Raw genomic sequence first — 25,233 nt, forward strand, 5'->3', positions numbered from 1 at the left:
TAAACGAGTGTGGTTCAAGTGGCTGTTTTTAAGCTGTATTCGCCCTTTGCGCCGGCGGGGGACCAGCCGCAGGCGATTGAAAAGTTGGTGGCCGGGATCGAGAAAGGTTACCGGATGCAGACGCTTTTGGGCGTCACCGGCTCGGGGAAGACCTTTACGATGGCCAACGTGATCGCGCGGGTGGGGCGGCCGACGCTGGTGCTGGCGCCGAATAAGACGCTGGCGGCGCAGCTCTGCAGCGAGTTCAAGGAGTTTTTCCCCGAAAACGCGGTGGAGTACTTCGTCAGCTACTACGACTATTACCAGCCGGAGGCCTACCTGCCGCAGGCCGACCTTTATATCGAGAAGGACTCGCTGATCAACGACGAGATTGACAAACTGCGGCACGCGGCGACGGCGGCGGTCTTAGAGCGGCGGGACGTGATCATCGTAGCGAGCGTCTCTTGCATCTACAGCCTCGGCAACCCGGTTGATTATGCGGCGCAGGTGGTTTCTTTGCGGCGCGGGGAAAGCTACGACCGGGACGCGGTGCTGCGGAAGTTAGTCCAGATCCGCTACGAGCGCAACGACATCAATTTTACGCGCGGGAAGTTCCGGGTGCGGGGCGACGTGATAGATGTCTTCCCGGCGGCGGAGTCGGAACGGGCGGTGCGGGTGGCGTTTTTCGGGGACGAGGTGGAGCGTATCTTAGAGTTTGACCCGCTGACGGGGAACGTTCTCGGCGAGCGCTACCATGTTTCTTTCTTTCCGGCGACCCACTACGTCACGGCGGAAGACCGCTGGGAGGCGATCCTGGCGGCGATTGAAGAAGAGCTGGCGGAACGAGTCGCGTGGTTCCAGGCGCAGGGGAAGCTGCTCGAGGCGCAGCGGATAGAGACGCGGACACGCTTCGACCTGGAGATGCTCCGGGAGGTCGGGTACTGCAAAGGGATCGAGAACTATTCCCGCTACCTTACCGGCCGGGCGCCCGGCGAGCCGCCCTATACGCTTCTGGATTACTTTCCGCAGGATTTTTTGATTTTTATTGACGAGTCGCACGTAGCGGTCCCGCAGCTCCACGGGATGTATGAAGGCGACCGCGCGCGAAAGGAAGCGTTGGTCGAATATGGCTTCCGACTGCCTTCGGCTTTTGATAACCGGCCGCTCAAGTTCGAAGAGTTCATCCAGCGGGTGAACCAGGTGGTCTTCGTTTCGGCGACGCCGGGAGACTACGAGGTGCAGCACAGCGCGCAGGTGGTGGAGCAGATCGTGCGGCCGACGGGGCTGGTGGACCCGCCCTTAGTGGTGCGGCCGACGCAGGGACAGATAGATGACCTTCTGGGGGAAATCCGGACCCGAACGGCACGGGGCGAGCGGGTGCTGGTGACGACGCTGACGAAGCGAATGGCGGAGGACCTGGCTGACTACCTGCGGGAATTGGGGATCAAGGTCCGCTACCTGCATGCGGACATTGATACCTTAGAGCGAATGGCGATTATCCGCGACTTGCGCTTAGGGGTTTGCGATGTATTAGTAGGAATTAACCTGCTGCGGGAGGGGCTGGACCTGCCGGAGGTGAGCTTGGTCGCCATCCTGGACGCCGATAAGGAAGGCTACCTGCGTTCGGAGCGCTCGCTCATTCAGACCGCCGGGCGGGCGGCCCGGAACGTGAACGGCTTGGTGGTCCTCTACGCCGATGCGGTGACCGGCTCGATGCAGCGGGCGATCGCCGAGACGGAGCGGCGGCGGCAGGTGCAGCTCGCCTACAACCATGAACACGGTATCGAACCACGGACGGCACAAAAGCCCGTGCGGGACGTGATCGAAGCGACAAAGGTCGCTGAGGAGAAAGGCCTTTATACGCTGCGGCCGCGGGAGATGACGGTGGCGCAGCTCCGGCAGCTCGCGAAGGCCTACGAGAAACAGATGCGGGAGGCGGCGAAGCAGTTGGAATTCGAGCTGGCGGCGCAGTTGCGGGATGTGCTGTTAGAGCTGCGGGCGGAACTGGCGGTGCGGGAAGGCGCTGGAGAGAAAAGGCGGCAGGACGAAGGCGGAAGGGTGAAGAGGAAGGTAGGGGCGAGGGGTTAGGGGGCAGAAGCCCAAACTTTAGGCTCATAACGGTGAAAGAAATGCAGGAAGCCATTGTCGTAAGAGGCGCAAGGGTACACAACCTGAAAAACATCACGGTGAGCATCCCCCGGAACAAGCTTACGGTGATCACGGGCCTTTCGGGATCGGGGAAGTCTTCGCTCGCTTTCGACACCATCTACGCGGAAGGGCAGCGGCGGTACGTGGAGTCGCTGTCTGCTTACGCGCGCCAGTTCCTCGGCCAGATGGACAAACCGGACGTGGACGGCATCGAGGGGTTGTCGCCCGCCATCTCCATCGACCAGAAATCGGCCAGCCACAACCCGCGCTCCACCGTGGGCACGGTGACGGAGATTTACGACTATCTGCGGCTCCTCTTTGCGCGGATCGGGCAGCCCCACTGCTCCCGGTGCGGCCTGCCGATCAAGCAGCAGGCGGTTTCCCAGATGGTGGACCGGCTGCTTGCTCTCCCCGAAGGAACGCGCGTTTACATCCTGGCTCCTGTTGTCCGGGGCAAAAAAGGCGAGCACGCCCGCATTTTGGAGGAAGCGCACCGGCAGGGTTTTGTGCGGGCGCGGGTGGACGGGACCATCCACGAGTTGGGCGAAGGGGAGATCCGCCTCGACAAAAACAAAAAGCATAACGTTGAAATTGTAGTGGACCGGGTGGTAATCAAGCCGGATATTGCTTCCCGCTTGGCCGACTCTTTGGAAACAGCGCTCAAGCTTGCCGACGGGCTGGCGGTTGCGGCAGTCGTGGATGGCGAGGAAATCCTTTTCAGCAGCAAGTTTGCCTGTCCAGATTGCGGTGTTTCCCTTCCGGAGCTCTCGCCGCGGCTTTTTTCGTTCAACAGCCCCTACGGCGCCTGCCCGGCCTGCACCGGGTTGGGGGCGCTGCTGGAGGTTGATCCGGAACTAGTGGTCGAGCCGGAGAAAACCCTGGAAGAAGGGGCCGTTGCCGGCTGGTCCTATTACAGCAGCCAGTTTTATCTTTTGGAGGGGCTTGCCCGCCACTACGGTTTTCCGCTCGACATTCCTTACGCGCGCCTTGCTCCCGAACATAAAGCGGTTATCCTCTACGGGACGGGTGGGGAACGAGTGCGCTTTGTTTACCGCGACTTGGCGGGGCGGCGGCGAGAGTACGTGGCGCCCTTTGACGGTGTCATCGGCTACCTCACGAAACGCTACCGGGAAACCAGTTCCGATTACGTAAAGGCGGAGATCGAGCGGATGATGCGGCCGCGTCCCTGCAAAGCCTGCGGCGGTACCAGGCTGAGACCCGAAGCCCTGGCGGTGAAAGTGGGCGGGAAGGCTATTCACGAGGTGACGGCGCTTTCGGTCAGCGAGGCCTTGGCCTTTTTCGAGGGGTTGCAGCTTGGGCCGCGGGAGGAAGCGATTGCCCGGCAGGTTTTGAAGGAGATCAAGGCGCGGCTCGGTTTTTTGGTCAATGTGGGGCTCGACTACCTCACGCTGGACCGGGCGGCCAATACCCTTTCCGGGGGAGAAGCGCAGCGGATTCGCCTGGCCACGCAGATTGGCTCCGGACTCATGGGAGTGATTTACATCCTCGACGAGCCGAGCATCGGGCTTCACCCGCGGGACCAGTCGCGGTTGCTGGCCATGCTGAAACACCTGCGTGATTTAGGGAACACGGTAGTCGTCGTGGAGCACGATGCGGAGACCATTTCGAATGCCGATTACGTTATCGATATTGGACCTGGCGCGGGTGCGCACGGAGGGACAGTCGTGGCGGCGGGCCCGCCTGCGGAAATTATGCGCCACCCTGTTTCCCTCACCGGGCAGTATTTAAGCGGGCGCAAGACGATTCCGGTGCGGCCGCGCCGGCGGCCGACGGGGCGGTGGCTGAAGGTAATTGGAGCGGCAGCGCACAACCTGAAGGAGATCGACGTGGCCTTTCCGGTTGGCCTTTTTGTTTGCGTTACCGGCGTTTCGGGTTCGGGGAAGAGCACCCTGGTAAACGATATCCTTTACCGGGCGTTAGCCCGTGAGTTGCACGGGGCGCGGGAGTTGCCGGGTGCCTACCGGCGCCTTGAGGGGATAGAACACGTCGATAAGGTAATCAACGTGGACCAGTCGCCGATCGGCCGGACGCCCCGTTCGAACCCGGCTACCTACACAGGCGTCTTAACCGACATCCGTGAGCTTTTCGCGCTGCTGCCGGAGGCCCGGGTGCGGGGCTACAAGCCCGGGCGGTTCAGCTTCAATGTTCCGGGTGGCCGGTGCGAAGCCTGCCGGGGCGACGGGATCGTAAAAATCGAGATGCACTTTTTACCGGATGTTTATATTCCGTGCGAAGTATGTAAAGGGCAGCGCTATAACCGGGAGACCCTCGCGGTGAAATTCCGGGGCAAGAGCATCGCTGAGGTGCTCGACATGACGGTGGACGAGGCACTTGAATTTTTTGCTGCTTTCCCCAAAATCTACCGGCGGCTGAAGACCTTGCAGGACGTGGGCTTGGGTTACATCAAGCTTGGCCAGCCGGCGACCACCCTTTCCGGCGGCGAGGCGCAGCGGGTGAAATTAGCTGCGGAACTCTCCCGGCGCGCGACCGGGCGGACGGTTTACATCCTCGATGAGCCGACGACGGGACTCCACTTCGCCGATATTGCGAAGCTGCTGGACGTGCTCCACCGCCTGGTAGATGCAGGGAATACGGTGATCGTGATCGAACATAATCTGGACGTAATTAAAACCGCAGACTACATCGTTGATTTGGGACCAGAAGGCGGGGCCCGCGGCGGCCGGGTGGTGGCTGCCGGAACGCCGGAGGAAGTGGCGGCGGTACCGGAGTCTTATACCGGGCGGTATTTGGCCCGCATCTTGGGCGGGAAGGCGGTTGATTTGGCTGCGGGAAATGTGGGGTGAAGGAGCGAGTGCGCGGGATGGAGGAGTTGATAGAGAAGGTTAACAAGCTTCCGGAAGAGCCGGGCGTCTACCTTTTTAAAGATGACGCAGGGCAGGTCCTCTACGTAGGAAAGGCGGTCTCGCTACGGCACCGGGTGCGTTCTTATTTTCAGGGGAGCCAGTCACCCAAAGTTTTGGCGCTGTTGGAAAAGGCGCGCGACCTCGCGTACATTGTTACCGCTAACGAGGTGGAGGCGCTCGTTCTCGAGGCAAACCTCATTAAGGCGCACCGGCCCCGCTACAATGTGGTGCTGAAAGACGATAAGACTTATCCTTACATCAAGGTTACAGTGGCGGAGGAGTTTCCCCGGGTTCTCTTCGCCCGGCGGCGGGGCAAGGACGGGGCGCGCTACTTCGGGCCGTACACCCGGTCGGGGGCGGTTTACGAGACTTTGCGCTTCCTCCGCACCCTTTTCCCCTTCCGTTCGTGCAAGGGGACGGTGCCCACCCGGAGCCGGCCCTGCCTCAACTACCACATCCGGCGCTGCCCGGGCCCTTGCGCGGGTTCTGCCGACCCGGAGAAGTACCGGCGGGGGATCGAGGCGCTCTGCCTTTTCCTCGAAGGGCGTTACAGTGCGGTGAAGCGCCACCTCGAGGCGGAGATGCGGACGGCGGCGGAACGGCTCGAATTTGAACGGGCGGCGGTGCTCCGGGACCGGCTCCGGGCGCTCGAGGTTATCCTTGCCCGGCAGCGGGTGGTTTCCGCGAAGGGCGAGGATCTTGACGTGGTGGCCCTGGCGCGGGAAAATGAGCAAGCGGTAGCGGCGGTGCTTCAGGTCCGGGAGGGGCGCCTCATTGCCCAAGAGCAATTCGGGCTCAGTGGGGTTGCCGGGCAGAGCGACGCCGCAGTGCTATCCGGGTTTTTGAAGCAGTATTACAGCGGGATTTCGGCTTCTTTCCCGCGCGAGGTGATTCTGCCCGTCGATTTGGGGGAGGAAGCGCCGGCGATTTGCGCTTACCTCACGGAACGGGTAGGGAAGAGAGTGCGGCTCACCGTGCCGCAGCGGGGAAGGAAGAAGGAACTGTTGGCCCTGGCGAGGAAAAACGCGGCGGTGGCGCTCGCCGAAGCAGAAGTAGAGGTGGCTGCGGGCGAAGAAACGCTCCGGGAGTTGGCGGCGGCACTGGCGCTCGAGAAGCTGCCGCAGCGGATTGAGGGTTACGATGCCTCTTCGCTTCAGGGTGCGGCACCGGTGGTGGTGATGGTGGTTTTCAAAGAAGGCCGACCCTTCAAGAGCGGCTACCGCCGGTTTGCGGTGGCGCCGGTCGGGAAACCGGACGATTACGGGGCGCTGCGCGAGGCTCTGCGGCGGCGCCTTGCCAGGGCGCGGGAGGAGGAAAAGGCGATCGCCTCCGGCCAGTTGGTGCCCCGGGTGGCGAAGTTCTGGCCGCTTCCCGACCTTGTTCTGGTTGACGGCGGTCCGGCGCAGGCAGCGGTGGCCCGGACAGTTTTGGCAGAATTCGGCTACGACCATATTCCCGTCTTCGGGTTGGCTAAGGAGAATGAGTGGCTTTACCGGCCGGGCGAGACCACGCCGGTAATTTTACCGCGCGAAAGCGCCGCGCTGCGGCTTCTGCAACGGGTGCGGGATGAAGCCCACCGGTTTGCCGTTGCGTTTCACCGGAAGCGCCGGGCTACCGGTTTGCGGTCGGTGCTGGAGGAGATCAAAGGGATCGGGCCGGCCCGGCGGCGGGCGCTTTTGAAGAATTTCCCGTCGCTTGAGGCGCTCAAGGCTGCCGGTTTGGAGGAACTCAGCCAGGTACCGGGAATGAATCGGAAGGCGGCCCGCGCCGTTTACGAGTACCTTCAGCGATACTGCGGGGGAGAGAATTGAGCGGGATTAAACTGGTTGCTGTGGATCTGGACGATACCTTACTTGACTCGCGGCTCACAGTCTCACCCCGGGTAAAACGGGCTGTCGAGCAGGCTACGGCGCGGGGCACGGCGGTGGTAATTGCGACCGGACGGATGTTCCGCGCTGCCGTTCCTTACGCTGTGGAGCTCGGGCTTAAGACCCCGCTCATCACCTACCAGGGGGCGCTCGTAAAGGAGCACCACACGGGGCGGGAGTTTTTCCACCGGCCCGTGCCGCTCGAGTTGGCGCGCGACGTGGTGCGTTACCTTTTGCCCACCGGTTTTCACCTCCAGGTTTACGTCAACGACACCCTCTGCATGGCCGAACTCACGTCCGATGGCGAACGCTACGCCCGCCTCTCGCGCGTCGAGCCGCGGGTGGTGGGTAATCTCCTCGCCTTTCTTCGGGAGCCGCCGACCAAAGTGCTGATGGTGGCACCGGAACCGGAAATTGACCGGCTGCTGCCAGAACTACGCGCCCGTTACGGCGGGGCACTGCACATCGAGAAGTCTAAACCTTACTTCCTCGAGTTTTCCCACCCGGAGGCGACGAAGGGTAAGGCGCTGGCGCGTGTGGCACAGGAGCTCGGTGTCGCCCGCGCGGCGGTAATGGCTATTGGCGACAGTTACAACGACCTTTCGATGCTCGAATATGCGGGGGTGGGGGTAGTAGTAGGAAACGCCCGGCCAGAAATCAAGGCCTGTGCGACCTACGTGACTGCGACCAACGACGCAGACGGCGTGGCGCTTGCCATTGAGCGTTGGGTTTTGGGGGAGGAGCACGCAGAGCTTAAGGAGGGGCGAGGATGACCGAATATATCGTCGGGGTAGATCTCGGCGGGACCAAGATCCGGACGGCACTCGCCACGCTTGACGGGGAAGTGCGGGCGGAAGTCGAGGTTCCCACCGGCGCCGTGGCGGGGTATACCCGGGTGATAGAGCGGATCGCGGGCACAATAGAGGAAGTGAGGCGGCAGGCGGGTTTTCCGGGTAAGCCGTTGCGGGTGGGTTTGGGCGCGCCGGGGCCACTCGATCCCGCGAAAGGAATTGTCCACGTAGCCCCTAACCTTGGTTGGCGTCACGTTCGCGTGGCCGCTGATCTCGAAGCGCTTGTTGGCGCGCCGGTTTTACTCGAAAATGACGCTAATTTGGCGGCGGTCGGCGAGTTCGCTTACGGGGCGGGGAAGGGCGTTCAAGATATGGTTTACATCACCGTAAGCACCGGTATCGGCGGCGGGCTAATCCTCGGCGGGCGCCTCTACCGGGGCGCAGGCTACGGCGCGGGGGAGATTGGGCACATCACCCTTTTACCCGACGGCCCGCTTTGCTCCTGCGGTAACCGCGGGTGTCTCGAAGCGCTCGCTTCTGGAACGGCGGTGGCGCGGCAGGCCCGGGAACTGATCGGTAGGGGAGGGGGGCGAGGCATCCTGACGCTTGCGGGTGGCGTGATAGATGCGGTGACGGCGAAAATGGTAGCCGAGGCGGCACGCCAGGGCGATGGTGAGGCTAAAGCGCTCTTCGATGAAGCGGCGCGGTGGCTCGGAATCGGGATAGCAGCAGTGGTTAATCTGTTAAACCCGGCAGTTGTGGTTTTGGGCGGCGGGATGATGAAGAGCGCGGCGCTTTTCTGGGGAAAACTTGAGGAAGAGGTGACGGCGCGGACTCTTCCCGGGACCCGCGAGGTTTTGCGGCTCAAGGTGGCCGAACTTGGCGGCCGTTCCGGGGTGCTCGGCGCCGTAGCTTACGCTTTGCGGCCGGAGTAGGGTGAGGGAATGGTGCACTTCGGGTTGGAAGCATGGCGGACATTCGAACGAGGCTGCGAGCGGGAGTGGTTCGTAACCAACGGGCTTGGTGGCTTCGCCGCGGGGACGATCATCGGGGCCAATACGCGGCGCTACCACGGGCTGCTGATCGCCGCGCTCAACCCCCCGGTCCGCCGCTTTTTACTGCTGGCCAAACTCGACGAACGGATTGAAGCGGGGGGCGTTTTCTACAACCTGGCGACTAACTATACTGCCGGCGGGGCGACGGAAAGCGGCTTCGTCCACCTGGTGCGGGCGCAGTTTTGCCCGTTTCCCGAATTCTTTTACTGCTGCGGCCACATCCAGTTGCGGAAGCTTATCTTTATGCCTCACGGCCAGAATGCCACGGTGATCCTCTACCGGGTGACTAACGCTGGACCTCCAGCACGCCTCATCTTGACCCCCTTGATAAACTATCGTGATTACCACGGCAACAGCTACAGGGGCCAGATAAGCTTTCACCAGGAACCCATCGCGGACGGGGTGAGGATTAGCGGTCCGGAAGGCTTGCCGCCGCTTTTGCTCCGCATAAGCAATGGTGAATTTTCGGCCGCGCCTGACTGGTTCTACGGAATGCGCTACCCAGAAGAGGAGGCGCGCGGCCTCAACCCTTGGGAGGACCACTATCAGCCCGGACGCTTTACAGTTGAGCTTCCTGCGGCGAGCGAAAAGGTTTTCGCCGTGGTTGCCGCAGCGGGGCCGGGGCCCAAACCGGAGGAGGCAGAAGCGCTGCTCGCGGCGGAGCGGGAGCGGCTGGCGGCAGTGGAGCAGGCGGCGGGTTTTGCCGACTCCTTTGCCCGCGCTCTGGTGCGGGCCGCGGATGCCTTTTTGGTGCAAAGGGCTTCCGGAGCAGCCACCATCATCGCCGGTTACCCCTGGTTTACCGATTGGGGCCGGGACACAATGATCGCGCTGCCAGGTATAACCCTCCTCACCGGGCGGTTTCAGGCGGCCCGGGAGATCCTGGAGCTTTTCGGCGCCTACGTACGGGAGGGGCTTTTGCCTAACTACTTTCCCGACGACGGGGGCGAGCCGCTTTATAATACCGTCGATGCGGCGCTCTGGTACTGCCAGGCAGTTTACAAGTATTTTCAATACACCCGGGACGAAGATTTTGTGGTTAAAACAGCGCTGCCCGCGATGCGGGAGATTGTTACGCGTTACGCTGGGGGGACCCGTTACGGGATTGTCATGGCTGACGACGGGTTGCTCAAGGCAGGTAACCCGGATATTCAGCTTACCTGGATGGACGCAAAAGTGGGGGACTGGGTGGTGACGCCCCGGCACGGGAAAGCGGTGGAGATAAACGCGCTCTGGTACAACGCCGCCTGCATCTTGGAAGAGTTCCATGCCCGCTTCAAACTGCCCGACCCGCTTCCCGGACTGGCGGCCAAGATCCAGAAAGGGTTCCGCGCCTTCTGGCACCCGGCGGGGTACCTTTATGATGTTCTCCGGGAGGAGGAAAAAGAGGCGAAGATCCGGCCGAACCAGATTTTTGCCGTCAGCCTCCCTTTCTCACCGCTGAGCCAGGATGAGGCCGAAGCGGTAGTACGGCGGGTGGAAGCGGAGCTTTACACGCCTTACGGGCTACGCTCGTTATCTGCGCGCGACCCGGATTATAAGGGCCATTATGCTGGTGACCAGCGGCAGCGGGACGCCGCCTACCACCAGGGAACGGTCTGGAGCTGGCTTATCGGTCCCTTTGTCACCGCCTACCGCAAAGTTCACTGCTATTCGCCGGATAGCCAGGAACGGGCGCGGGTGTATCTGTCTCCTTTTCAAGACCACCTGGCGGACCACGGCATCGGAAGCGTCTCCGAAATCTTCGACGGCGATTGGCCCCACCGACCCCGCGGTTGCTTTGCGCAAGCCTGGAGTGTAGCGGAGGTCCTGCGGGCCTACGTGGAGGAAGTGTTAGAAAAAAGGGCAGGGAGGGGATAGTTTGGTAGACCTAAACAATCCGGAAGCGCTAAGCGCGATGGACAGCACGGGTTATTTTGCGGCCTTGGCGGAACTTGGGACGCAGTGCCGTAACGCCTACATGCTTGGCCGGGAAACGCGCGTGCCGGCAGTGGCTGACCTATCCACGGTAGTGGTCACGGGGCTCGGCGGTTCCGCCATCGGCGGCGACCTGCTGCGGGTTTACTGCCAAGAGCGCTTGCGCGTGCCTGTGACGGTGAACCGGGACTACACGCTGCCGGCTTTTGTCGGGAAGAAAACGCTCGTTTTCGCGGTGAGCTACTCCGGTAACACTGAAGAAACGCTGAGCGCCTACCAGCAGGCCCGGGAAAAAGGAGCAACGATTGTGGCGCTCACCTCGGGCGGGAAGCTTGCGGCGCTGGCGGCAGCGGACGGCGTGCCGGTGATCCGGGTGCCCGCAGGCTTAGCGCCCCGCGCGGCGACGGGCTACCTCTTTATCCCGATGCTGGCTGTGCTGGAGGGCCTGGGGATGCTTGACGGCATAGAGGCCGAGGTTGAGGAGTTGGCGCGGGAACTGGCGCACTACGCCACAACTTACGGGCTCGGGTCGCCGGTAGCACAGAATCCCGCTAAACAGCTGGCCCTCAACTTCAAGGGACGCCTCCCCATAATCTGGGGGGCAAGCGGCACCACCGAGGTTGTAGCCCAGCGGTGGAAGGGGCAGATTAACGAAAACGCCAAGGCCCCTGCTTACTGGAACGCGTTTCCAGAGCTCAACCACAACGAGATTGTCGGCTTCGAGGAGCCGGCGGAGCTAATCCGGCAACTGTGGGTAGTAATCCTCCGGGACAAAGGTGATCACGTTCGGGTGGGCTACCGGATGGAGATTACCCGGCGGGTGATCGAGGGGAAGGTCGCGGGGGTGACGGAAGTTACCTCTACTGGCGAAGGGATGCTCGCCCGCCTTTACTCCCTCATCTACCTCGGTGACTGGGCGAGTGTCTACCTGGCGATGCTTTACGGCATTGACCCCGGCCCAGTAAAGGTTATAGACTACTTAAAAGGAGAATTGGCCAAACGGTAATTTAAGCGCGTCGGCGGCGCTAAACTTTACCGCTGAACGTTGAACTTATAGGAAAGAAGGTCTTCTATGGCGCTTCCCAGGTTGGTAATCCTCACTGGTCTTTCAGGCGCCGGGAAAACCCAGGCGCTCCGGTGCCTGGAAGACCACCTCGGTTTTTTCTGCGTGGACAACCTCCCGCCGTCGCTCATACCCAAGTTCGCCGACCTCTGCGCTCGCGCAACAGCGCCGATCCAGCGCCTGGCACTGGTGGTGGATATACGGGGCGGGGAGCTCTTTAAGGACGTTTTCGAGGTGCTGGCGGAGCTCGACCGGGAAGCGATCCCTTACGAGATTGTTTTTCTCGAAGCGTCCGACGAGGCGCTGGTGCGGCGTTTTAAAGAGTCGCGGCGGCCGCACCCGCTGGGCGGCGAACTGTTGGAAGCAATCCGGAAGGAACGGGCTTGCCTCGAAGAGTTGCGGGGGCGGGCCCACAAGGTAATTGACACCACAAACCTAACACCGCACCAGCTAAAGGAGCAGCTAATCATCCTCTTCGGTGATGGTGAGTCGCTCCGGCGCTTCCGGATTACTTTACTTTCCTTCGGGTACAAGTACGGCATCCCCCTTGACGCCGATCTGGTCATCGATGTCCGCTTTCTCCCGAACCCGCATTATATCGCCCGGTTGCGGCCGCTGACCGGTGAAGACCAAGAAGTTAAGGATTACGTTCTATCTTCCCCTGTAACCGCGGAGTTTCTGGCTAAGTTCACCAGCCTCATTGAGTTTCTTATCCCGCTCTACATGAACGAAGGGAAGAGCATGCTAACCATAGCAGTAGGTTGTACCGGAGGACGGCACCGGTCGGTGGCTATCGCAAACCGCCTGGCGGAGCTCCTTTCAGCGAAGGATTACCAGGCCACGGTGCGGCACCGGGACATGCAACGGGATGCTTAACCAATTCTTTACCGGAAACATCGTCCACAGGAGAAAGGCAGATGAGTTTAATCCGCAAAGTAACAATCGTAGTTCTTGACGGCACCGGCATCGGCGCCCTGCCCGACGCGGGACGCTATGGAGACGAAGGGAGTAACACCCTTGGTAATCTATCAGAAGCGGTTGGCGGGCTCAAAGTGCCGCACCTCCAGCAGCTTGGTCTCGGCAACATCGGCCCGATAAAGGGCGTGCCGCCGGCAGCAAAGCCCGTGGCGGCCTGGGGCAAGATGGCCGAGCGGTCGCCGGGCAAGGATACTACCACCGGTCACTGGGAAATTGCCGGCGTGATCCTGGACCGCCCGTTTCCCGTTTACCCCAACGGTTTTCCGCCGGAAATCATCACGGCCTTCGAAGAGCGTATCGGCCGCCGGGTCTTGGGGAACAAGCCCGCTTCAGGCACAGCCATCATCGAGGAATTGGGCGCCGAACATATGCGCACCGGCTACCCAATAGTTTACACCTCGGCCGATAGCGTCTTCCAGATTGCAGCGCACGAAGAAGTTATCCCCGTGGCGGAGCTTTACCGGATGTGCGAAATTGCCCGCTCCATCCTTACCGGCGAGCATGCTGTGGCCCGGGTGATTGCCCGGCCCTTTGTGGGACAACCAGGCAACTTCCGGCGCACCGAACGCCGCCATGATTTCTCCCTCCCGCCGCCGCGGCCGACCCTCCTTGAGGCCCTCACCGCGCGCGGTTACACCGTTGCAGGCATCGGAAAAGTTTCCGACATCTTCGCCGGCAGGGGGATAACGCAGAGCATCCCCGTGAAGAACAACACGGAGAACATCCGGCGCACCATCGAGGCGGTGCGGGAGATGGTTCCGGGGATCGTTTTCACCAACCTGGTCGATTTCGATACCCTCTACGGTCACCGCAACGACCCCGTGGGCTTCGCGCGGGCTCTCGAAGAGTTTGATGCGGCCCTGCCGGAGTTGATGGCCGCGGTGGCTCCTGACGGTGTCCTTTTTATCACCGCCGACCACGGTTGCGACCCGACTACGCCCAGTACCGACCACTCGCGGGAGTACGTGCCGCTTTTGGTGTGGGGACCGCGGCTACGCGAGGGCGTTGCCCTCGGGGTGCGGGTCACCTTTGCCGACGTAGCGGCAACAATCGCCGAATTCTTCGATTTTACCTGGGATGTAGGGGAAAGCTTTGCTCAACTCTTGGTTAGTTTACATAAGACTTATTAGCGGAAGTAGTTTCGGGCGTAAGTGTACTGCTTGGGAGTAACTGCACTACAAAAAGATTCGCACCGCTTGTTATTCTACTGTGGCGAGTGGCAAGTGATGTTGTGACGGGAGTAAGCCGCAATCTTGCCCTATCCCGTACGTTCCGGGAAATCCGTTTAGGTTATCCCAGGCCATCCTTTGCGCGATGTTTAATTACCGGTTACGCTTTTGAGGCCTTTTTCTCCTGACGGCGGGCCAATTTTAAGGCTTGCCAGTAGCCACGCAGGCTACCGCCAGAATTGGCCCGCACCACGGCCAAGGCGGCCTTTGGCAAAAGCCAGGGTGCGGGATAAATAAGATAGCGCGGCTCCCAGTAAGGGTGGAATTTCTCCTTGAACTGGCGCAGCCCCTTGAAGCTGTAGAAAACATTGAAGTGTTCGTAGAGAAGGTGGGCCGTCTTCTCGGAAAGCGGTGCCCCAGGACCGCCAAGCCCCGCCAGAGGTGCCAAGCCAAGGCTGAAGCCCTGCATTCCCCGCTCCCGGAAGTATTCTGCCAGGGCAACAAATAAGAGTTCCATGGTGCCGTTTGGTGCTTCCGGTAACCGGCGCATTAGATCGATCGTCCCTACCCTGCCTTGATAAACCGGGACGATGTTGGCGAAGGCGATTTCTTTCCCCGCCGCTCCTACTACTGTTGCTACCGGGCAGTTGCGGAGATAATGGTAATCAAACCAGCCCAGCGCAAACCTTTTCTCTGTCCCGTGTTGACTTTTCAGCCAGGCGTCAGAAATGACTTTAAGGCGTTTCAGGAGCGCTTCGTCCAGGGGCGGCTGGTGAAATTCCACGCGGCAGCCCTGGCGCTCAGCGCGGCGCACCGCCTGGCGCACGGCTTTCATGGCCCCGCCCTCAAGGCTAAAAGTTGCGAGATCAATTATCGCCTCTTCCCCAATTTTTAATTTTTCAAAGCCTACCTGGGCGTAGTAAGGAAGAAATTCTTCCGTTACCTGAAAGAATGCGGGATACCAGTCGTGGCGGTGGCAAAAGTCCCGGAACTCCTCAATTACCTCTTGGGCTTCTGCGGGAGGGCCTACCGGGTCGCCGAGCGCGACCGCAATGTTTCCCACGACTGTATAGCCGATGACACTATGCCCTGAGCTGCTGAAAAAATAGGATTTATCCGGTAAAAGGAGCAAAAAAGCGAGCGTAGAGCGCCCCCAGCGGTTGAGGATTTCCCTTGCCCGCCGCACTTCTTCTGGTCTTACCCGGCGCCGGTAAAGCACCGGTTGGAAGACAAGCCCTGTTCCGTATCCAAGCGCCAGTATTTCCCCGAACCAGAGGGAATCAAGAAACCATCTGCCGCGGTGGGTCCGGGGGAACCGGGAAGGATAACTTCCCGTAAAAAGCACCCGGCCTGCTTCGCGGGCGGAAGCAGTTAGATCGAAGCGGGCACCGAAGTGCCGGTCGAGGAGGTAGAAACCGAAAAGCCCGTAAACATAAAGAGTGAGAAAAAGCGTGCCGCTAACCAGCAGGCTCCGGCCGAGCGAAGCCGGATCGCTCGCGACAGTGTAGGAATGACGCAATAGAAGCAGTACCACCAGGAGCGCAAGATTAACAAAGGCGGCGTCGTAATCCAGGCCTTTGGTTAGGTGGGCACCGGCGGCTAAGGCCAGCGCTACAAGGGCGAAAAACCAGGCCCGGCGTTTTCGTTTGGCTAAGCCCCAGCCAAGAAAGAGCAGCGTCAAACCTGTGAAAATGGATAGGAGCCACGTGGAACGGATAACGCCGAGAGGCAGGTATTCTTGCACCACCAGATAGCGTCCTGGGTGGTGGCTCAACCAGGAGTAGAGGATGTTGAAAAGGCCTGCTCCGGCAACCCCCACGGCAACCAAATATGTGAGGAACTTTTCCACCGCTGTCAATGGCCTGCACCACCTAAAAGAAAATCTCCCCTGAGTTTCAGCCGACGACATTGTACCTTTTTACCAGCCGCAGGGAAAATATTCCCGCTACGAAAGGCAGCCAAACAGTGATACCCCGGTAGACGAAAGTGATGAGCACGGCGCTTTCTGGCGGCACGCCAAGCGAAGCCAGGGCCGCAGTCATCGCTCCCTCGACAAATCCTATGCCTGAGGGGGTGACGGAAACAATCATAAAAAGGACGCCTACGGCGTAACCCGCGAGGAGGGTTCCCGGTGAAACGCCGCCGGTAAACGCTAAGAAGACTGCTCCCAGGGTACCGAGGCCCAGTGCTTCTACCATAAAGGCGTGTCCCACCACCCGCCCCAGACCGTGCGGCCGCGCTGCCAGCCACTGCGCGGCTTCTGCAAGGTGGGTGATGAAAGCAGCGGTTCGCTCGCCCACCGCTTCTCGCCGCAAAGGCGGCACAACCGTTCCGGCAAAGCGCACCCCCCGCTGCACCAGACCGATAAGCTTCTCCGGCCGGCGCACAGCCGCTGCCAACACGGCTACCTGTCCAGCGACAAAAGCCAGTAAGAGCACCGCCGCTACTTCTTCGTAGGTGGTTAGCCGGCCACTTGACCAGAGGTACCCGAACGCTCCTAAAAGGACGATACAGAAGGCCCCGTAGTCGAAAAGGTAAAAGACCAGGTTGATTAGTACGGCGCGGGCCAGGGTAGCGCCACGGCTCACCGCGTCAGCAACGATGAGCGCTGTTCCGGAAAGCGCCCCGCCGGGCGTTACCAACCCCACGAAGGCGCTCGCCGTCACTAAGCCGAGCAAACGCCACCAGGATTCTTTCACCCCTACGGCCCGGTAAATGGCGTGGTAAAAACCGGCCAGGTTAAAGAAAAATAGGACCTGCAACCCCAGAGCCACCAGCACCCAGAGCGGCCGGCCGTGCTTTAAGGTAAGGAGCAGTTTCTCGCCTTCGGTGTAGTGGGTGGCCAAAAAAAAGACGGCGCAGAAGATTAAAAGCGCAAAGAGAAAACGGTACAAAAGTTTCCCACCCCCAAAATCCTATTTATTATTCCAGAGCAGCAGCCACACCGGAGTAGTTTCGCCCTCCATCCTTTTCGGCAGCGCATTATACTTTCCCTGCCGGAATTTGGTGTCCGTTGCTGCCCCCAAAATAGTTTGGCAGCAATTCTTGCTCTCCCCTCTTAACTCTATGATTGTTGCCCCTTAAACCGTGTGGTATTATATGGATGGATAACACTGCGGCTCGAGGCGGTGGCATACTAAAATGAGCTTGAAATTACCGGAAATTCCCGTAACCCGCCGGGATGACCTCCACAACCTTGAGTATGTCGATAGCGCAGACCTCATCCTCTTTATGGCTGGGAACCAGTTTATGGTGATGGAGGAGTTACTCGCTGCCTTCCAGCGGGCCTATCCTGAAGTGAAGCGCATTTTTTACGAGACCCTTCCCCCTGGCCTTGAGCTGCAGCAAATTTTGGCTGGCGGCGCCCGCTTCGGGGGTATGGAGATCCGGGTCACGCCTGACGTCTATACCGCCGTGAGTGAGACAGCGATGCAGGAACTCGCGCAGAAGGGGCTTGTTAACGAATACTTTGTCTATTTGCACAACCGGATTGTGCTGATGGTGCCGCAGGGCAACCCAGCGGGAATCAGAAGGGTTACAGACCTTGCCCGCGACGAGGTGAAAATTTCGCAGCCCGGGCCGCTCGAGGATATAACGCGCCATATCGTAGCGATGTACCGCAAGGCAGGTGGTGAGAAGCTCGTCCATCGCGTCATGGAGGAGAAACGGGCCGAAGGGACGACCATCTTTACTCTGGTCCACCACCGGGAGACCCCGTTGCGGATCCGGAAAGGAACCGTCGATGTTGGGCCTGTCTGGGCCACGGAGGTAATCCACGCGCAGCGAGAAGGAATCCCGGTGGAAACGGTTGATCCCGGAGCTGAGCTTGACCAGCGGGACGAGGTGAACTACTACGTTGCTGCGCTCACCAACGCGCCCCATCCGGAAAACGCCCGTAAGTTTCTATCCTTTATCCGGTCGCCGGAAGCCCAGGGAATTTACGCCCGCTACGGCTTCCTTCCCCACTTCCCCGCCCCGCAGTAAAGGTTTATTTTATCCGGCGGGGTTTGGCGGCTGGCGGTGCGAAGAACCGCCACTTTAGCCGCTGGCCCTGCGGGGCGAGGTCGCTCCGCCAGTAGCTGTAAAGGAAATAGGTCACGGTGCCGAGAGCCATCCAGACGGCGAAACGGATCCAGGTAAGGTGCGGGAGGCTCAAAATGAGGTAGCCGGAGAAGGCGATCGAAAGGAGAGGCAGGTAGGGTGAGAGCGGGACGCGGAAAGGGCGGGGCGCTTCCGGGTTAGTTTTCCGCAATACTAAGACCCCGATGGCGACGACGATGAAAGCCGTTAGGGTGCCGATGTTGGCGAGTTGGGCGATAATGTCGATGGGGATGAACCCGGCGAGTAAAGCGACGGTGAGTCCCACCAGGAGCGTGTTGACGTACGGTGTCTTAAGACGCGGGTGAACCCGGCTCAAAACCGGTGGCAGAAGACCATCCCGGGACATCGCGTAAAAAACGCGGGTCTGGGCGTAAATCACCACTAACAGAACGGAGGTGATGCCCGCAAGCGCACCCACGGCAACCAGACCGCCAGCCCACGTGATTCCGGCCTTAAGGAGGGCGGTCGCGACGGGCGAAGCCACGTTAAGCTGGGTGTAAGGGACGAGGCCGGTAAGCACTACCGTAACCGCGATGTAAAGAACGGTGCAGATGGCCAGGGAACCGATGATCCCCACGGGCAGGTCCCGCTGCGGCCGGCGCGTCTCCTCGGCGGCGGTGGCCACGGCGTCAAAGCCGATGTAGGCGAAGAAAATGATTGCGGCCCCGTGCATGATTCCGGCGTAACCGTAAGGGAAAAAGGGGTGCCAATTGGCAGGATTAACGTAACGGACGCCTAGAATGATAAAAAGCAGCACCACGCTGAGCTTCACAACTACAACCACTTTGTTAACGGTGGTGCTTTCCCGGGTTCCGGCGGTGACCAAACCGGCAATGAGGAGGGCGATCAGAACCGCCGGGAGATTGATCATCCCGCCGGCAAGGGGCGACCGGGTAAGCGCCGCCGGCAACAGGATGCCTATCGAGTGAAGAAGTTCACCGAAATAGGCGCTCCAGCCGATTGCCACCGCGGCAGCAGCAACCAGGTATTCGAGGATAATATTCCAGCCGACAATCCACGCGGCGAATTCGCCAAGGGATGCGTAGGCGTAGGTATAAGCGCTGCCGGCTACCGGGATCATCGCCGCAAGCTCTGCGTAAGTAAGGGCGGCAAGCGCGGCGGCAATTCCGGAGACGACGAAAGAAAGAATAAGCGCCGGCCCCGCATACTGAGCGGCGGCGACGCCGGTGAGGACGAAGATGCCGGTGCCGATGATGGCGCCAATACCAAGGGCCACTAGATCGACCGAGCCGAGCGACCGGCGCAGTTTGCTCGCCTCTTTTTCCGCGAGGAGCTTGTCGATGGGTTTTTTGCGCCAGATACTTGTATTCATTTCTCCCCTACCCTTTTTCTTAGTATTGGCCGGCAGCCGGTGTGGTATTAGCGAATAAAAAGCCGGCCATCATACGGGTAAATCTTGTGGACGCGAGGTGGTACAAATGCAGCTTAAATGGTTAGGCCACGCCTGCTTTCTCCTTACGACCCGTGAAGGCACAAAAATCGTAACCGACCCTTTTGACGCCACGGTTGGTTATCCCCTGCCTCAGGTGGTGCCGGATATCGTTACCGTGAGCCACCAGCATTTCGACCATAACGCTGTTGGCGTCCTTAAGGGGAATCCTACGGTGGTAGAAGGCACCGGCGCCCGGCAGATTAAGGGAGTGAATATCCGCGGTATCGCCACCTTCCACGACAAGAAACTGGGTGCGGAGCGCGGCCCCAATACCGTTTTTGTGATTGAGGCCGACGGGATAACAGTCTGCCACCTTGGCGATCTCGGTCACCCGCTCGACGCTGGAAAACTCCAGGAAATCGGGCCGGTGGATATTCTTCTCGTTCCTTGCGGCGGGACCTACACAATCGATGCGGATGAGGCGGCAGCGCTGGTAAAAGCAATGAAACCGCGGGTGGCTGTGCCGATGCACTACAAAACCGAATACCTCAAGTTTCCGATCACGCCGGTCGATAACTTTCTCCGGCACTTTCCGGCAGCCGAGCGGCGCACCGTTCTTGAGCTTTCACCGGACGATCTTCCTGCTCCCACCGCAGTAGTAGTTCTCGAGCTTAGCCGCTAACCCTCCAAATGCTAAGGCCCGGTATTCCCGGGCCTTTATGTGCCCCCGAGAGCGCCTGGCGACGCTCCCGGCAGGCAACCACCGTCTCTTGCACTTTTATTTTATACTGGATTTGGTTTTAATGTCAATCGTTCGCCGCCGGTGGTTGCATCATCAAAACATATGCTTGCGGGCGAGAATGTAAGTTACCAGCCCGCAAAGTCCGGCGGTAGTTCCTAAAATCCCTAAATAAGCGTGCGGCCAGCCCTGAAGAGGCAGGTGGACGTTCATCCCAAAGAAGCCGGTAATAATCGTAGGCAGAGAAAGTACGATGGTAACCGATGTCAGGAATTTCATCACCATATTTAGATTGTTCGAAATCAGCGACGCGAAGGCATCCATCGTTTCCGTTAAAATCACGCTGTAGGTAGTACTCATCTCGATGGCCTGCTTGTTTTCGGTAATCACATCCTCCAGGAGATCTTCGTCGTCTGGCCGCATCTTGATAAGCCTATCCGCTGAGTCCGCCGTTGTTTTCGCCAGGTGGGTCCGGAGGAGTTTTTCCATCACTATTCCGTTCGCTTTCAGTGACGTGGTAAAATACACCAAACTCTTTTGCACTTCAAGCAAATGTAGGAGTTCCTCGTTTTTCATCGCGTGCGAAAGGTTTTGCTGGAGCTCCGAGCTCCGCTTATCTATTTGACGTAAGTAGCGGAGGTAAAGCGCCGCCGTTTTCACCAGCACCTGGAGTAAAAAGCGCGTTCTTTTAAAGGTGTATATTGGGTCCGGGCTATTGATCAACTCCGAAAAAAGGGGCGTATCTTCAAGACAGACGGTAACAATATGTTCTCTCGTAATGATAATCCCGAGCGGAATGGTATCGTGGAAAATACAGTTACGGCGCTTCTTCTCGACCGGGATTTTAATGATAAACAGGATCTGGTCCGCATTAAATTCAATCCGCGGGCGTTCCTCGTCGTCAAGAGGATGTTGGAGGTACTCGCCTTCGATTCCTGTTTTCCTGCTTACCTCAGCAATCTCTTCCTCCGTAGGGGCAATCAAGCAGATCCAGAGGTTTTTACCCTCCAGATCCTGTAATTGCACCAGCTCTTCGCCCACGGTTTGGTAGACCCGAATCACGCTCTCTCTCCCATCGCCCAAGCACCGCTTTATAAAGCATAACAGAACCAGAAATTAGAGGCAAGCCTATTCCAGTTTGTACTCGGACGCCTCAAGACTCAATCTGCCTGGTAGCGGAAACCCCGTTGCCAGTAGTATTATAACATGGTAGAGGGAAAAGGGATTAACGCACACCCGTACCCGGAGCCGGCTGGGGGAATCATGACTTCCGGGAACTAAAACAACAAAAATCTTGGAGGCGCGCAGCTTCATGCCGAAAAAACTTATGCCACGAAGAAAACTGAACCTTCGGCGGTTGGTTCTTCTGGTAGTTGGAGGAACTTCCTTCTTGGGAATCGTAGTTGGCGGCTGGCTTACTTACACCGCGTTGCGCGATCTTCCTACGTGGCGGATAGAGACGCTGCACCTTGACGCGCCCAGCACGCTTTACGCTGCTGACGGGACTCCCTTCGCTACTTTGGGTTTCCGGAACTATATTCCCGTCCGGCAGAACGATATTCCTACTTATGTTAAGCATGCCTTTGTAGCGGCAGAGGATAAACGCTTTTACCGTCACTGCGGTATTGACCCGGTTGGCTTGGCCCGTGCTGCCCTTAGTAATCTTTTCCACCACCGCATTATGCAGGGCGGAAGCACCATCACCCAGCAGTTGGCGAAAAACGCTTTCCTTGTTCCCTCCCGCACCCTAAAGCGCAAGATCCAGGAGATCTTCCTCGCGATTAAGTTAGAGCGCTACTACACTAAAGACGAAATCTTAACCTTTTATTTGAACCGGATCTATTTTGGTGAGGGGGCGTGGGGCATTGGTGCTGCTGCCGAAACCTACTTTCATAAGAAGGTTTCTACCCTAACGTTGGGCGAAGCCGCCCTTTTAGCCGGGATGGTTCAGGCGCCGAGCTACTATGATCCCTTTCGCAACCCTTCAGACGCTTTAGAGCGGCGGGACTACGTTCTCTATCAGATGCTCTCCTGCCGCTTTATCACCCCCGAAGAACACCAACGGGCCCGGCAAGAACCCCTGCGCCTCCACCGGGGGAACAGCCCAACACAGGAGTATCCTTACCCCGACTTTACCGATTACGTTCTCATGAGCGTAGAGAAACAATACGGGCAGCGGTACCTTCTCGGTGGCTTCCGGATTTATACCACGCTTGATCGCCGCGCCCAGCAAGTGGTAGAAAAGGAAGTAGCTAACGCAGCAAACTTCCCCCCTTCCATCCGGGATGTCCAAGGCTTTCTCCAACCTCAGGTGGCGGTAGTCCTGGTTGATCCCGCCACGGGAGCGGTCCGCGCTTTGGTGGGGAGCCGGGAACGGGTTGCTCAGCGCCAGTTCAACCGGGCAGTACAAGCCCGCCGGCAGCCGGGCTCAGCGCTGAAACCCATCCTGGTATACGCTCCGGCTGTCGAGTTCTTGGGAATGGGACCACAAACAGTAGTCCGGGATGAACCGGTGCGCTTTGGCTCCTATGCCCCTAAAAACTACGATGGGAGATACCGGGGCGATATCACCCTGCAAGATGCGGTCGCCTACTCCATCAATGTGGTAGCGGTTAAGGTTTTGAATGAAGTCGGACTCGAGAGGGCAGCCCGCTTCGCGGCGCAGCTCGGCATTCACGTCGATCCGGCCAAGGATGGGCTGAGCGCTGCCCTGGGCGGACTGCACCGTGGGGTTACCCCTTTGGAGATGGCAGCGGCTTACGCCGCCTTCGCTAACGGAGGGGAATATGTGGAGCCGTACGTGGTAACACGAATCACCGACGCTGCAGGTAACGTTTTGGAGGAAGCTACACCCCACCGCTACCGGGCTATGGAGTCAGAGACGGCATCGACAATAGCTGCTATGCTCCGCGCCGCGGTACGGTACGGGACGGGGAGAAACGCCCGTATTGGTACTATAGCCGCTGGAAAGACGGGCACCACTGACGAAGGAAAAGACTTATGGTTCTGCGGCTGGGTGCCTAAGTTGGTGGGTGTAGTCTGGATGGGCTGGGATGAGCCTCACCCGATGCCTTATGCTTACGGGGGAAAATACTGCGCGCGGCTTTGGCGCAAAATAATGGTCGACGCATTAGGGCTAAAGGGCTATCTGCTTACCGTGCCCCCGGTAGAGCAACAAACCACTCCCAAGCCGCAAGAACCCGCCGTTCCGCCTGGGGTTTATGGTTCTGTGCCGTCAGAGACTTACGGTCAAGAGACAGCCCCAGGCGCCGAAAGCTCTCCAGGCCTCTCCCCTGCCCCGCCGGGCGAGGGAACGCCACCTGCTGCTCCTCCGGGTCAGCAGCCCGTACCCCCTCTGACGCCGGGAGAAAGCCCGCCGAATAGCTCACCTCCTCCGGCCGGCTTACCGGCAGCCACGTACGGCTAAGGTATCCGACAGGGTTATTCGACTGTTCTGGTCGCTTCTATCGATCTGAGCTATCCGGGAAAGTTCTTTCGGAACGGAATCGTTTAGGCTAGTAGTGGTGATTTCAGCCCCACACGATTCGCCATTTTAAGAGAAAGCGGCGTAGATTTTATCAATGATAGCCAAAAACCCGCAAACCTATGCGGTGAGCGGGTTTTCTTCTCTCCTGGTGCCGAAGGTGGGAGTCGAACCCACACGGGCGGTGCCCACACGATTTTGAGTCGTGCGCGTCTGCCAGTTCCGCCACTTCGGCCTGTTTGCAAAGCTATTTTAGCACACCGGGCTAGTCCGCGACAAGTATTCGTAGCCGAAAAAAGCAAGAGGCTTCAGTATAACCGGAAGTCAGTATAACCGGAAGACTGAGAAATATTGAGGTGGGCTAAAATAAGACTTCTTGTCGGACGAAATTTTGCGCCTCAGCAGGAAAAAAGTAACGGACGGCGAAAATTTAGCGGTAAACCTCCGAGCCCGGTCACTTAAGGCGGCGAAAAGCTAAGGGGCCAGGGCCGACAGGGTGTACCTGGAAACGGGTGCGCCTCCCGGCGGAAAGGAGGTGGCGAAGCGGTTTTCTTCACCGTTCCGGCCGGGTGTTGCCCTGCCGGAATTTAGTTTTTAGGAGCGTCTTGCGATCTTACGCAACTTTTCGGGAAAAGGAGGAAAGAAGATGCGGTTTTGGCGGCGTTTCCTGACCATTTTAGCTGCTGCCCTACTTTTAGCGCTAACCGCTGGTTGCGGGGGTAAGAACACGGGAAGCATGCACCAGCCAGCAACGAAGCCCGCCCCAAAAGAGACGTTGAAGGGAAAGGTTGTCATCTTTCACGCGGGCAGCCTTACGGTACCATTGGATAAAATGGCGAAGGAGTTTGAGCGGCTGCACCCCGGGGTGAAAATTGAACGGGAGGCAAGCGGTTCCCGGACTGCAGCCAGAAAGGTCACCGACTTACACCGCCCGTGCGACATAGTGGCTGCCGCGGACTACACCGTGATTGATGACTTGCTGTATCCCACGTACACCGACCATAACGTCCTCTTCGCCCGGAATGAACTCGTGATAATGTACACACCTCAAAGCAAATACGCGGGAGAGATTAACAGCAAGAATTGGTACAAAATCCTGCTCCGACCGGGTGTGAACTACGGCCGTAGCGACGAAAACGCCGATCCCTGCGGCTACCGAACGCTGATGTGCTGGCAGTTGGCGGCGAAGTATTACCGGGATCCCGGTCTTTACGAAAAGTTGAATCGGGGCTGCCCGCCGCGGAACATCCGGCCGAAAGAGGTGGACCTGATTTCACTCTTAGAGACCAAAACCTTGGACTATGTTTTTATTTACCGGTCGGTGGCCGAGCAGCACAAGCTGCCCTACGTTACCCTGCCGCCGGAATTGAACCTCAGCGACATCCGTTACGCCAGCTTTTACAAGGAGGCCGCGGTGCGGGTCAAAGGGAAGAAGCCGGGGGAGATGGTCACCTATAGCGGCAAACCGATCGTTTACGGAGTCGCCCTTTTGAAAAATGCTCCCAACCGCGAGGCGGCCACGGCCTTCTTAAAGTTTATGATAGACCGGAACCAGGGCCTCCGGATCCTCAAAGAGTGCGGCCAGCCGGTGTTTGACCCGCCGCTGTACAAAGGTACATTGCCGCCGGAGCTGAAAGAGGCGGCTTTGAAGCCGGCGGCTTAA

At 59.2% G+C, this 25,233-nt stretch carries 17 protein-coding genes, 1 tRNA gene and 1 riboswitch; of the genes, 13 read left to right on the forward strand and 5 right to left on the reverse strand.

Translation table 11 applies throughout. The features are described from left to right. The first annotated feature begins 18 nt into the window (after positions 1-18). From uvrB to EDD75_RS01140, 9 genes are all read left to right on the forward strand, one after another. A complete protein-coding gene (gene uvrB, locus EDD75_RS01100) occupies positions 19-2,067 on the forward strand; it encodes an excinuclease ABC subunit UvrB (RefSeq protein WP_123926806.1) in 2,049 nt (682 codons plus the stop codon). 41 nt (positions 2,068-2,108) lie between these two features. Continuing rightward, a complete protein-coding gene (uvrA, locus tag EDD75_RS01105) occupies positions 2,109-4,952 on the forward strand; it encodes an excinuclease ABC subunit UvrA (protein WP_123926810.1) in 2,844 nt (947 codons plus the stop codon). Continuing rightward, positions 4,949-6,823: an excinuclease ABC subunit UvrC gene (gene uvrC, locus EDD75_RS01110; RefSeq protein WP_245963019.1), complete on the forward strand. Its 1,875-nt coding sequence runs from the start codon at positions 4,949-4,951 to the stop codon at positions 6,821-6,823. The genes uvrA and uvrC overlap by 4 nt, the downstream gene beginning before the upstream one ends. Next, the gene (locus EDD75_RS01115) at positions 6,820-7,653 is read left to right on the forward strand and encodes a Cof-type HAD-IIB family hydrolase (protein WP_123926813.1); all 834 of its coding nucleotides are present in this window, start codon (positions 6,820-6,822) and stop codon (positions 7,651-7,653) included. The genes uvrC and EDD75_RS01115 overlap by 4 nt, the downstream gene beginning before the upstream one ends. Beyond that, positions 7,650-8,606 (forward strand): ROK family protein, encoded by a 957-nt coding sequence (locus EDD75_RS01120; RefSeq protein WP_123926816.1) that lies wholly within the window; start codon positions 7,650-7,652, stop codon positions 8,604-8,606. Before EDD75_RS01115 ends, EDD75_RS01120 begins: the two co-directional genes overlap by 4 nt. Positions 8,607-8,618: 12 nt before the next feature. Next, positions 8,619-10,586 (forward strand): amylo-alpha-1,6-glucosidase, encoded by a 1,968-nt coding sequence (locus EDD75_RS01125; protein ID WP_245963020.1) that lies wholly within the window; start codon positions 8,619-8,621, stop codon positions 10,584-10,586. Between the two features lies 1 nt (position 10,587). Continuing rightward, positions 10,588-11,649: a bifunctional phosphoglucose/phosphomannose isomerase gene (locus EDD75_RS01130; RefSeq protein WP_123926822.1), complete on the forward strand. Its 1,062-nt coding sequence runs from the start codon at positions 10,588-10,590 to the stop codon at positions 11,647-11,649. A 66-nt stretch (positions 11,650-11,715) separates the two neighbouring features. Beyond that, positions 11,716-12,582 (forward strand): RNase adapter RapZ, encoded by an 867-nt coding sequence (gene rapZ, locus EDD75_RS01135; protein WP_123926825.1) that lies wholly within the window; start codon positions 11,716-11,718, stop codon positions 12,580-12,582. 41 nt (positions 12,583-12,623) lie between these two features. Next, positions 12,624-13,814, forward strand: a complete 1,191-nt coding sequence (locus EDD75_RS01140) for a phosphopentomutase (RefSeq protein ID WP_123926828.1) — start codon at positions 12,624-12,626, stop codon at positions 13,812-13,814. Positions 13,815-14,013: 199 nt separating this feature from the next. Here the strand turns inward: EDD75_RS01140 and EDD75_RS01145 are convergent, their stop codons facing one another. Both EDD75_RS01145 and EDD75_RS01150 read right to left on the reverse strand, forming a co-directional pair. Then, the gene (locus EDD75_RS01145) at positions 14,014-15,702 is read right to left on the reverse strand and encodes a bifunctional lysylphosphatidylglycerol flippase/synthetase MprF (protein ID WP_245963045.1); all 1,689 of its coding nucleotides are present in this window, start codon (positions 15,700-15,702) and stop codon (positions 14,014-14,016) included. Positions 15,703-15,748: 46 nt separating this feature from the next. Beyond that, on the reverse strand, positions 15,749-16,747 hold the full coding sequence (locus EDD75_RS01150; RefSeq protein WP_123926834.1) for a lysylphosphatidylglycerol synthase transmembrane domain-containing protein: 999 nt from the start codon (positions 16,745-16,747) through the stop codon (positions 15,749-15,751). A 247-nt stretch (positions 16,748-16,994) separates the two neighbouring features. Between EDD75_RS01150 and EDD75_RS01155 the strand changes: the two genes are divergently transcribed. Then, the gene (locus EDD75_RS01155) at positions 16,995-17,837 is read left to right on the forward strand and encodes a molybdate ABC transporter substrate-binding protein (protein WP_123926836.1); all 843 of its coding nucleotides are present in this window, start codon (positions 16,995-16,997) and stop codon (positions 17,835-17,837) included. Positions 17,838-17,841: 4 nt separating this feature from the next. On the opposite strand, the gene EDD75_RS01160 is transcribed toward EDD75_RS01155, so the two are convergent. Next, positions 17,842-19,287 carry an amino acid permease gene (locus EDD75_RS01160; protein ID WP_123926839.1) on the reverse strand — a complete coding sequence of 482 codons (1,446 nt, stop codon included), beginning with the start codon at positions 19,285-19,287 and terminating at the stop codon, positions 17,842-17,844. 106 nt (positions 19,288-19,393) lie between these two features. On the opposite strand from EDD75_RS01160, the gene EDD75_RS01165 reads away from it, so the two are divergent. Next, complete coding sequence (locus tag EDD75_RS01165) at positions 19,394-20,029, forward strand: MBL fold metallo-hydrolase (protein WP_123926842.1); 636 nt, start codon at positions 19,394-19,396, stop codon at positions 20,027-20,029. Between the two features lie 153 nt (positions 20,030-20,182). Here the strand turns inward: EDD75_RS01165 and EDD75_RS01170 are convergent, their stop codons facing one another. Continuing rightward, positions 20,183-21,148, reverse strand: a complete 966-nt coding sequence (locus EDD75_RS01170) for a magnesium transporter CorA family protein (RefSeq protein WP_123926844.1) — start codon at positions 21,146-21,148, stop codon at positions 20,183-20,185. 328 nt (positions 21,149-21,476) lie between these two features. On the opposite strand from EDD75_RS01170, the gene EDD75_RS01175 reads away from it, so the two are divergent. Then, positions 21,477-23,513 (forward strand): transglycosylase domain-containing protein, encoded by a 2,037-nt coding sequence (locus EDD75_RS01175; RefSeq protein WP_170157647.1) that lies wholly within the window; start codon positions 21,477-21,479, stop codon positions 23,511-23,513. A gap of 206 nt (positions 23,514-23,719) precedes the next feature. Here the strand turns inward: EDD75_RS01175 and EDD75_RS01180 are convergent. Then, positions 23,720-23,805: transfer RNA gene (locus EDD75_RS01180), tRNA-Leu, on the reverse strand. A 196-nt stretch (positions 23,806-24,001) separates the two neighbouring features. Then, a riboswitch (molybdenum cofactor riboswitch) is annotated at positions 24,002-24,121 on the forward strand. A gap of 95 nt (positions 24,122-24,216) precedes the next feature. Here EDD75_RS01180 and wtpA point away from each other — a divergent pair. Beyond that, positions 24,217-25,233 carry a tungstate ABC transporter substrate-binding protein WtpA gene (gene wtpA, locus EDD75_RS01185; protein WP_123926850.1) on the forward strand — a complete coding sequence of 339 codons (1,017 nt, stop codon included), beginning with the start codon at positions 24,217-24,219 and terminating at the stop codon, positions 25,231-25,233.

The sequence above is a fragment of the Thermodesulfitimonas autotrophica genome (assembly GCF_003815015.1).
Classification (GTDB): Bacteria; Bacillota; Desulfotomaculia; order Desulfotomaculales; family Ammonificaceae; genus Thermodesulfitimonas; species Thermodesulfitimonas autotrophica.

Bases quoted from the DNA above. Each gene is read 5' to 3' on its own strand.
- rapZ (WP_123926825.1), top strand. From the start codon at position 11,716: ATGGCGCTTCCCAGGTTGGTAATCCTCACTGGTCTTTCAGGCGCCGGG.
- wtpA (WP_123926850.1), top strand. From the start codon at position 24,217: ATGCGGTTTTGGCGGCGTTTCCTGACCATTTTAGCTGCTGCCCTACTT.
- EDD75_RS01165 (WP_123926842.1), top strand. From the start codon at position 19,394: ATGCAGCTTAAATGGTTAGGCCACGCCTGCTTTCTCCTTACGACCCGT.
- EDD75_RS01155 (WP_123926836.1), top strand. From the start codon at position 16,995: ATGAGCTTGAAATTACCGGAAATTCCCGTAACCCGCCGGGATGACCTC.
- EDD75_RS01160 (WP_123926839.1), bottom strand. From the start codon at position 19,287: ATGAATACAAGTATCTGGCGCAAAAAACCCATCGACAAGCTCCTCGCG.
- EDD75_RS01140 (WP_123926828.1), top strand. From the start codon at position 12,624: ATGAGTTTAATCCGCAAAGTAACAATCGTAGTTCTTGACGGCACCGGC.
- EDD75_RS01120 (WP_123926816.1), top strand. From the start codon at position 7,650: ATGACCGAATATATCGTCGGGGTAGATCTCGGCGGGACCAAGATCCGG.
- uvrA (WP_123926810.1), top strand. From the start codon at position 2,109: ATGCAGGAAGCCATTGTCGTAAGAGGCGCAAGGGTACACAACCTGAAA.